The sequence below is a fragment of the Nitrospirota bacterium genome (genome assembly GCA_037386965.1).
GTDB lineage: Bacteria > Nitrospirota > Thermodesulfovibrionia > Thermodesulfovibrionales > JdFR-86 > JARRLN01.
The window spans coordinates 1-7,024 of record JARRLN010000104.1 but is presented as its reverse complement, the minus strand read 5'-3'; the positions used below and the strand labels follow the sequence as shown (position 1 = coordinate 7,024).

Genomic DNA, 7,024 nt, shown 5'->3' with positions numbered 1-7,024 from the left:
TGCTGGCCGTCACGGTGACCGGGCGGTTCGTCCTGGCAGGGGCGGCGGCCATTGCCGTGGCACTCCTGGCGCGGCTCGTCTCGCTGGCGGTCCCCTCCGTCGTGCTGAGGCCCGTGGAACTCGGCCCGGGGGCCCTGAAAATCCTCACCTGGGGAGGCCTGCGCGGCGGCATAGCGGTGGCCCTGGCCCTTTCGCTTCCGCCGGGGTTTGAGAGGTCGGTCATCATGACCATGACATACGCGGTGGTGGCCTTTTCCATCCTCGTCCAGGGCCTCACCCTCAAGTACCTGCTGAAGCCAGCTTCGTAAGAACCTGTCTCAAAATTGCTTCCGGCTCAGCCCCGAAGAGTCTTGGGACTTTTCGGGGACCCCTGGCCGAAAGCGGCCTAAATGGCGGCATACGGCATCCTGAAGGGAAAATCGTCCTCAACGCAGGTGTTGATTCCTGATGCTCGCCCCTCTCACCGCTTCTTCTTCCGCAAAGTTCACGACGTCCAGACGAAGCCTATACCCACTAATATCATGAAGATTCCAAAAGGGATGTTATAACCTCGAAGATCGAAGTCATTTTGATATATGAAACTGTGGATTATAGGGATCTGAATAATCTTCAAGCCAACCAATATCAGCAAAATGCCGAGTGCGATTGCTGCCATTTTATCCGTCGCACTGCGGCCTATCCTTACACCCAGCCCCTATCGAGAGTCCTGTACTGGATGGCCTCGGAGACGTGGTGGGTGAGAATGTCCTCCGCGCCCTCCAGGTCCGCGATGCTCCGGGAGAGCTTGAGCACCCGGGTGTAGGCCCGGGCGGAGAGGCCTAGCTTGTGCATGGCCATCTCCAGGAGCTCGTGGGCCTCCTGCCTCAGGCGGCAGTGCTTCTTCACGTGGCGGGTGCGCATGCGGCTGTTGCTGAAGACGCTCGTGCCCCCGTACCTCTCAAGCTGCCTCTCCCGGGCCCGGATGACCCTTTCCCTCACCGCCCGGGAGGGCTCTCCGGCGTATTCCGCCGAAAGCTCCTTGTAGGGGACGGCGGGCACCTCGATATGGATGTCGAAGCGGTCCATCAGGGGGCCGGAGACCCTGGTGCGGTAACGGTGTATGGCGCTGGCCGAGCAGGTGCACTGGTGCCGGGGGTCCCCAAAATACCCGCAGGGGCAGGGGTTCATGGCGGCAACCAGCATGAACCCCGCGGGATAGGTCACGCTGGCCACGGCCCGGGAGACCGTGACCACGCCGTCTTCTATGGGCTGCCTCAGCACCTCCAGGACGCTCCGCTTGAACTCCGGAAGCTCGTCCAGAAACAGCACCCCGTTATGCGAGAGGCTCACCTCCCCCGGCCGCGGGTTCTGCCCGCCGCCGATGAGGGCCACGTCGCTTATGGTGTGGTGCGGGGAGCGAAAGGGCCTCCGGGCGATGACCGCCCCGTCGGCCGGGCGCATGCCGCCAGCCACGCTGTGGATGCGGGTGGTCTCCAGGGCCTCGGTGAAGCTGATGGGCGGAAGGACGGTGGGGAGGCGCTTGCTGAGCATGGTCTTGCCCGAGCCCGGCGGGCCTATCATGAGGACGTTGTGCCCTCCTGCGGCGGCCACCTCCAGGGCGCGCTTGGCGTGCTCCTGCCCCTTGACGTCGGAGAAGTCCTCCTCGTAGACCGAGTTCTCGGCCATCACCTCGGCCAGCGAGACCACGGTCCTCTCAATGCTCCCGCTTCCGCGGAGATACTCTATCACCTCCGGCAGGCTCCCGGCGCCGTAGACCTCCACGCCCTCCACCACGGCGGCCTCCCGGGCGTTGGCCCCGGGAAGGATGAGCTTCTTTTCCTCCTTCTGGGCCAGAAGCGCCATGGATAGCGCTCCCCGCACCGGTTTGAGCGCGCCGTCCAGGGACAGCTCCCCGGTGAAGAGAAACCCGTCCATGGCCACGAGGGGGATGGCCCCCTCCGCGGCGGCCAGGCCCACGGCGATGGGCAGGTCGAAGGCCGAGCCCTCTTTCCTCAGGTCGGCGGGGGCAAGGTTTACGGTGACGGGCTTCAGGGGGAAGTTGAACCCCACGTTCTTCAGTGCCGCCTTCACCCTGTCACGGCTCTCCTTCACCGCGGCATCGGGGAGGCCCACCATGGAGAAATGGGGCAGGCCCCGCTGAGCGATGTCCACCTCCACCTCCACCGAAAGGGCGTCAATCCCCATGAGGGCCGCGCTCAGGACCTTGGCCAGCATGGGGCTGATTATATTGGCAAGGCCACGGAAATGGCAAGGGTTGAAGGGCCGATAACGATGAGAATCATCCGTCCCCGAAACAGCTTTTGGTCGTCAGTCCGGTATTCAGACGGCCACCTGCGTCGTTCAACCCAGATGTAACTCAGGAGGCCTTTCTAAAACAAAAGACAGAATTTCGCAGCTCCAATATCGTTTACTCCCCGTCCCACTGAAGCCCCACGCGGTAGAGGCGTCCCGCCAGGGCCTCCTCGCTCCAGCGGACCGCGGCCGCCCGGGATGCATGCTCCGTGCCCTCTATGGTTGCCTGAAGCCTGTCGCCGGGCTCACACTCCTGCATGGAATACATGCAGAAGCCCGAAGAAGACACATTCAGGGTCATGCCGAACTGCCGGCGCTCGTCGGGCTTTCTTTCCATATGGTAGATGACCTTGTGCGATTCCGTCCTGCGCGATTCCTTTCTCTTTTTCACCGTAAAAGTCCCTCCCCGTCTTCATCGATAAGCCGCACGCGCTTCGTAAGGACTGTGGTATCGAGACCTCCCCCATGAAGACACGGCCGTCGCAAGCGCAACCTAAAATTTCATACTACCACGACTTTGTAAGCCGGTAAAGGCAAAAACTCTCCACCCTTGCTTTCGCCCATCCGGGAGAGGTAGATTAAGGAAGACTCTTCGCAAACGGGAGGGAAACGACGCGCATGTCCCAGCACCTGAAGGCCGACCTCGCCTACGATGTACGCACCGTTTTGGGGTTTCTCATCATCCTCGCAGGCGTCCTCGGGGGGCTTTATCTGGGGTGGTGGTTCTTCGCCCAGGGCGATGTGGTTCAGATCATCCATGACGTAAAGATGCGTTTTCCCTCCTGGGCCTGGCTGGCCTTCCGGGTGGGTTTCTCCCTTCTTTTCTGGCTCATCTTCATCGGGGTCTTCGTGGCCCTGGGCCTCGTGGTCCTGTCCGGACGCAGGCGGTAGGCCCACCACCGGAGGATGCCTAGCGGCTGGCGCTGTTCAGTACGCTCCCCAGGGTTTTCCTGAGAACATCATAGTCCACCGGCTTCACCAGGAATGCCCACGGGGAGACGGCGGACGCCCTTTTCCGGGTTGCCTCGTCCGAATAGCCGGTTACGAAGATGACCGGGATATCCGCCTCCTGCCGTATGCGCGCCGCCAGGTCTATGCCGCCCTCCTTGCCTTCCCCCAGGTTGATGTCCATGAGCAGCACCTCCGGACGCTCTCGCTCCAAAGCAGCCATGGCCTGCTCCGGCGAAACCGCAAGCTCGCACTCTCCGTATCCCCACACATCGACGAGATTGCAGAAGCTCAGGCCCGTTATGGCCTCGTCCTCCACCACCAGGACCCTCCTCCTGCTCGGCGCGTTAGCCACACGCCCCCTTTCCCCTCCCCTCAGAGCCGGGCTTGTCCCCGGGCACCCGGGACTATAACAGATAATGGCCCCGCGCCGCCACGGAAAAAATCTTCCTCCCCCGGTGACAAAAAGTGTCAATATTGTGTATTTTCTTCACCTGTACAGCACCTAATATGCCTATAAATCAACACCTTCCCTTCTGGCAGAAAGCTTGCTATGCTTTGGGCGAGAGCGGAAACGCTTGGGCCTGAGAGGATGCGCTCATGGCAGCCGAGGAGGAGCGTATGAGGGACGACGAGCTCAGGGAATGGTCCAGGGACATATACAGGGAGCTCAAGACCTACGAGTACTTGTCCTGCAAGATCCTGGACCGGTGCTGCCGGGCTGCTCTGGGCGGAGGCATCGAGCTTCTGTGCTACGAGGACCCCGTCCTCATGATCAAGTACAGGCTGAGGCTCAACTTCTGCCCCGAGTGTGGCAGGAAACTGGACGACTGAGGCCGTAAGCAGGGAAACGGCCTTCTTTTCTGGAGGGCTCCGCGCTGCCCGAGCCCGCTTGCCGGGGGTTTTGTTTCCCTTCTTCTTCTATGTTTTTCTGATTCTTTTAGTAGCGGATAGTAGGGGCCGCTCATAAGTTGGCTTTCCTCTTAAGTCCGCGTCGTTAAAGCATTTTTTCATGTTGGTATTTTCGTTCGAAATGTAGTATTATTACTGACCGGCCGGGGGAGAAGAGGGGACGGGCCGGAGCTCAAGAACTTGCTGACAATCTTTTCGATACGTTCTTGCCATGCTTCTCAACGGGTGCGGCATGGGCGAGAAATATGTCCGATTTATTAACACTCTATTAACAATATGTTGGTAAATTGCGCATGCATTCCGACGACATCTGGCCCAGAAGTCTCGACCTCATCCGGCAAGAAGTGGGCGAGAACATCTTCGACCTCTGGTTCAGTCCCATCCGTCTCCTTCAGATAAAGGAGGGGACGGCCGTCCTGGAAGTGCCCAACCGGTTCTTCAAGGAGTGGATAGAGGACTACCACCCCACGCTGGTCACCGACGCCCTGGAGCGGGTGACCTCCACTCGCCTGGGCGTCCGCTACCGGGTCTCGGGCAACGAGGACGCCGCCCTGAAGCGGGCGGACGCCCGCATGCGGAGCCGAAAGAGCAAGCTCGCCCGGAAGGGCATCTACCTCAACCCGCGCTACACGTTCGAGAGCTTCGTCACCGGGCCCTCCAACCAGTTCGCCCACGCGGCGGCCATGGCGGTCTCGGAGACCCCGGGGCGGGTGTACAACCCCCTTTTCATTTACGGGGGCGTCGGGCTGGGCAAGACCCACCTCATCACCGCCGTGGGCAACCGGGTGGTGGACCGCTCCCAGGAGGTCAACGTCCTGTACGTCTCGGCCGAGCAGTTTACCAACGAGGTGGTCAGCTCCTTCCGCCACGGAAAGACCGAGGAGCTGAAGAGCAAGTACCGGAACCTCGACATGATCCTCCTGGACGACGTGCAGTTCGTGGAGAACAAGGCCGCCACCCAGGAGGAGCTCTTCCACACCCTGAACGTCCTGTACGAGAAGCAGAAGCAGATAGTCCTGTCCTCCGACCGCCCCCCCAAGGAGATGAAGCAGATGACCGACCGCCTGCGCTCGCGCTTCGGCATGGGGCTCATCGCCGACATCCAGCCTCCCGAGGTGGAGACCAAGATGGCCATCATCCAGAAAAAGGCGGAGCAGGACCGCCTGGCCCTGGGCGAGGACGTGGTCTCCTACATCGCCAGCCGGGTCAAGAGCAACGTCCGGGACATCGAGGGCTGCCTCATCCGCCTGGGGGCCCACTCCTCGCTGACCGGCCAGCCGGTCACCCTGGCCATGGCCAAAACCCTGCTTCGGGACTTCATCCAGGAGGACGACCGCCCCCTCTCGGTGGAGGGCATAGCGCGCACCGTGGCGGAGTACTTCGGCTTGAAGGTGGCCGACCTCAAGGCCAAGAAGCGCACCAAGGACATCGCCCTGCCCCGGCAGATAGCCATGCACCTGGCGCGGGAGCTCACCGAGTGCTCCCTCTCCGAGATAGGCAAGCACCTGGGGGGCAAGGACCACGCCACCGTCATCTACGCCTGCAAGCAGGTGGAGGCGCGCTCGGCCAGGGACGAGAACTTCAGCCGCATGGTGCAGACCCTGAGAAACAAATTACAGCCCTAGGAGGCCCCATGAAGCTCACCGTCGAGAAGCAGCATCTCCAGGAGAAGCTCTCCAACATACAGAACATCGTGGAGAAGCGAAACACCATGCCCATCCTGAGCCACTTTCTCCTGACCCTGGGCAAGGAGGCCTCCAGCATCACGGCCACCGACATAGAGACGGCCATCCGCGAGCCCCTGGAGGCCCAGGTGCAGGCCGAGGGGAGCCTCTGCATCCCCGCCCGCAAGCTCTTCGAGATAGTGCGCGAGCTGGACGGCGACGTCACCATACAGAGCGAGGACTCCCAGTGGATACGGGTGAGCGCGGCGCAGTCCAGCTTCCGCCTGGCCTGCCTCTCGCCCGACGAGTTCCCCGTCTGGCCGGCCATGGCCGAGGCCACCACGGTCCAGATGGACGCCCGCACCCTGGAGGTCATGATAGCCCGCACCATCTACTGCGCCGGTGAGAGCGACACCCGCTACACCCTGAACGGCCTGCTCTTTCACATGACGGACGGCGCCCTCACCGTGGTGGGCACCGACGGGCACAGGATGGCCCTCATAGAAAACCCCCTGCCCGCCTCCGTCCCGGAGGAGGTCAAGGTCATCGTCCCCCGGAAGACGGCCTCCGAGCTCCGGAAGTTCCTCACCGGGGAGGGCACGGTCACGGTGAGCATCGGGAAGAACCACATCCTGTTCGTGGTGGAGGGGGTGGAGTTTCTGGCCCGCCTCATCGAGGGCACCTATCCCAACTACTCGCAGGTCATCCCCACGGGCAACGAGAAGAAGGTCCACATGAGCCGCGAGGGCTTCATCCGCTCGCTCCGGCGGGTGTCGGTGATGAGCCGCGAGCGCTCCCATGCCGTCCGGTTCGACCTGGAGCCCTCGGTCCTCAGGATGAGCTCCTCAAACCCCGACATCGGCGAGGCCAGCGACGAGCTTGCCGTGGAGTACGCAGGCGAGTCCCTGGCCGTGGGGTTCAATGCCCGCTACGTCCTCGATGTGCTTCAGGCCATGTCCTCCGACACCGTGGTTTTCGAGCTACAGGACCAGCTCTCCCCCTCCCTCCTCCGCGAGAACGGCAACGAGACCTACAAATGCGTCGTCATGCCGATGAGGATATAGGGTCTTTACAAATGAAACCTTATGGTAGATCCGGAAATTGGTTTTACATCAGGAGTTATCAGAGATCCACAGCGATTCATTGGTAGAACGAACCTCATACGTAATTGCATTCAAGCTCTGAATAGCCCTCTGTCCGTCATCGCT

The 7,024-nt window shown here is 61.7% G+C and carries 8 protein-coding genes; 5 read left to right on the top strand and 3 right to left on the bottom strand.

The features are described 5' to 3' along the window. Positions 1 to 308: sodium:proton antiporter (locus tag P8Y39_11950; GenBank protein ID MEJ2193030.1), on the top strand; the 308-nt coding region annotated here is incomplete at its 5' end. A gap of 373 nt (positions 309 to 681) precedes the next feature. Here P8Y39_11950 and P8Y39_11945 read toward each other — a convergent pair. Together P8Y39_11945 and P8Y39_11940 are read right to left on the bottom strand one after the other, a co-directional pair. Then, the gene (locus P8Y39_11945; protein ID MEJ2193029.1) at positions 682 to 2,214 is read right to left on the bottom strand and encodes a YifB family Mg chelatase-like AAA ATPase; all 1,533 of its coding nucleotides are present in this window, start codon (positions 2,212 to 2,214) and stop codon (positions 682 to 684) included. A gap of 193 nt (positions 2,215 to 2,407) precedes the next feature. Further along, on the bottom strand, positions 2,408 to 2,683 hold the full coding sequence (locus P8Y39_11940) for a PilZ domain-containing protein (protein ID MEJ2193028.1): 276 nt from the start codon (positions 2,681 to 2,683) through the stop codon (positions 2,408 to 2,410). Positions 2,684 to 2,910: 227 nt separating this feature from the next. Here P8Y39_11940 and P8Y39_11935 point away from each other — a divergent pair, with 227 nt between their 5' ends. Continuing rightward, positions 2,911 to 3,183 (top strand): hypothetical protein, encoded by a 273-nt coding sequence (locus P8Y39_11935; GenBank protein MEJ2193027.1) that lies wholly within the window; start codon positions 2,911 to 2,913, stop codon positions 3,181 to 3,183. A gap of 19 nt (positions 3,184 to 3,202) precedes the next feature. Here P8Y39_11935 and P8Y39_11930 read toward each other — a convergent pair whose 3' ends face one another. Continuing rightward, positions 3,203 to 3,595: a response regulator gene (locus tag P8Y39_11930; protein ID MEJ2193026.1), complete on the bottom strand. Its 393-nt coding sequence runs from the start codon at positions 3,593 to 3,595 to the stop codon at positions 3,203 to 3,205. A 245-nt stretch (positions 3,596 to 3,840) separates the two neighbouring features. Here P8Y39_11930 and P8Y39_11925 point away from each other — a divergent pair, with 245 nt between their 5' ends. The 3 genes from P8Y39_11925 to dnaN all read left to right on the top strand — a co-directional run bounded on the left by P8Y39_11925 (position 3,841) and on the right by dnaN (position 6,880). Then, positions 3,841 to 4,074, top strand: a complete 234-nt coding sequence (locus P8Y39_11925) for a hypothetical protein (protein ID MEJ2193025.1) — start codon at positions 3,841 to 3,843, stop codon at positions 4,072 to 4,074. Between the two features lie 371 nt (positions 4,075 to 4,445). Beyond that, a complete protein-coding gene (gene dnaA, locus P8Y39_11920; protein MEJ2193024.1) occupies positions 4,446 to 5,777 on the top strand; it encodes a chromosomal replication initiator protein DnaA in 1,332 nt (443 codons plus the stop codon). Positions 5,778 to 5,785: 8 nt separating this feature from the next. After that, a complete protein-coding gene (gene dnaN, locus P8Y39_11915; GenBank protein ID MEJ2193023.1) occupies positions 5,786 to 6,880 on the top strand; it encodes a DNA polymerase III subunit beta in 1,095 nt (364 codons plus the stop codon). Positions 6,881 to 7,024 lie beyond the last annotated feature (144 nt).

What these genes read in the sequence shown, in the direction of transcription:
- P8Y39_11945 (MEJ2193029.1), bottom strand. Translation starts at nt 2,214, where the DNA reads ATGCTGGCCAAGGTCCTGAGCGCGGCCCTCATGGGGATTGACGCCCTT.
- P8Y39_11935 (MEJ2193027.1), top strand. Translation starts at nt 2,911, where the DNA reads ATGTCCCAGCACCTGAAGGCCGACCTCGCCTACGATGTACGCACCGTT.
- P8Y39_11925 (MEJ2193025.1), top strand. Translation starts at nt 3,841, where the DNA reads ATGGCAGCCGAGGAGGAGCGTATGAGGGACGACGAGCTCAGGGAATGG.
- dnaA (MEJ2193024.1), top strand. Translation starts at nt 4,446, where the DNA reads ATGCATTCCGACGACATCTGGCCCAGAAGTCTCGACCTCATCCGGCAA.
- dnaN (MEJ2193023.1), top strand. Translation starts at nt 5,786, where the DNA reads ATGAAGCTCACCGTCGAGAAGCAGCATCTCCAGGAGAAGCTCTCCAAC.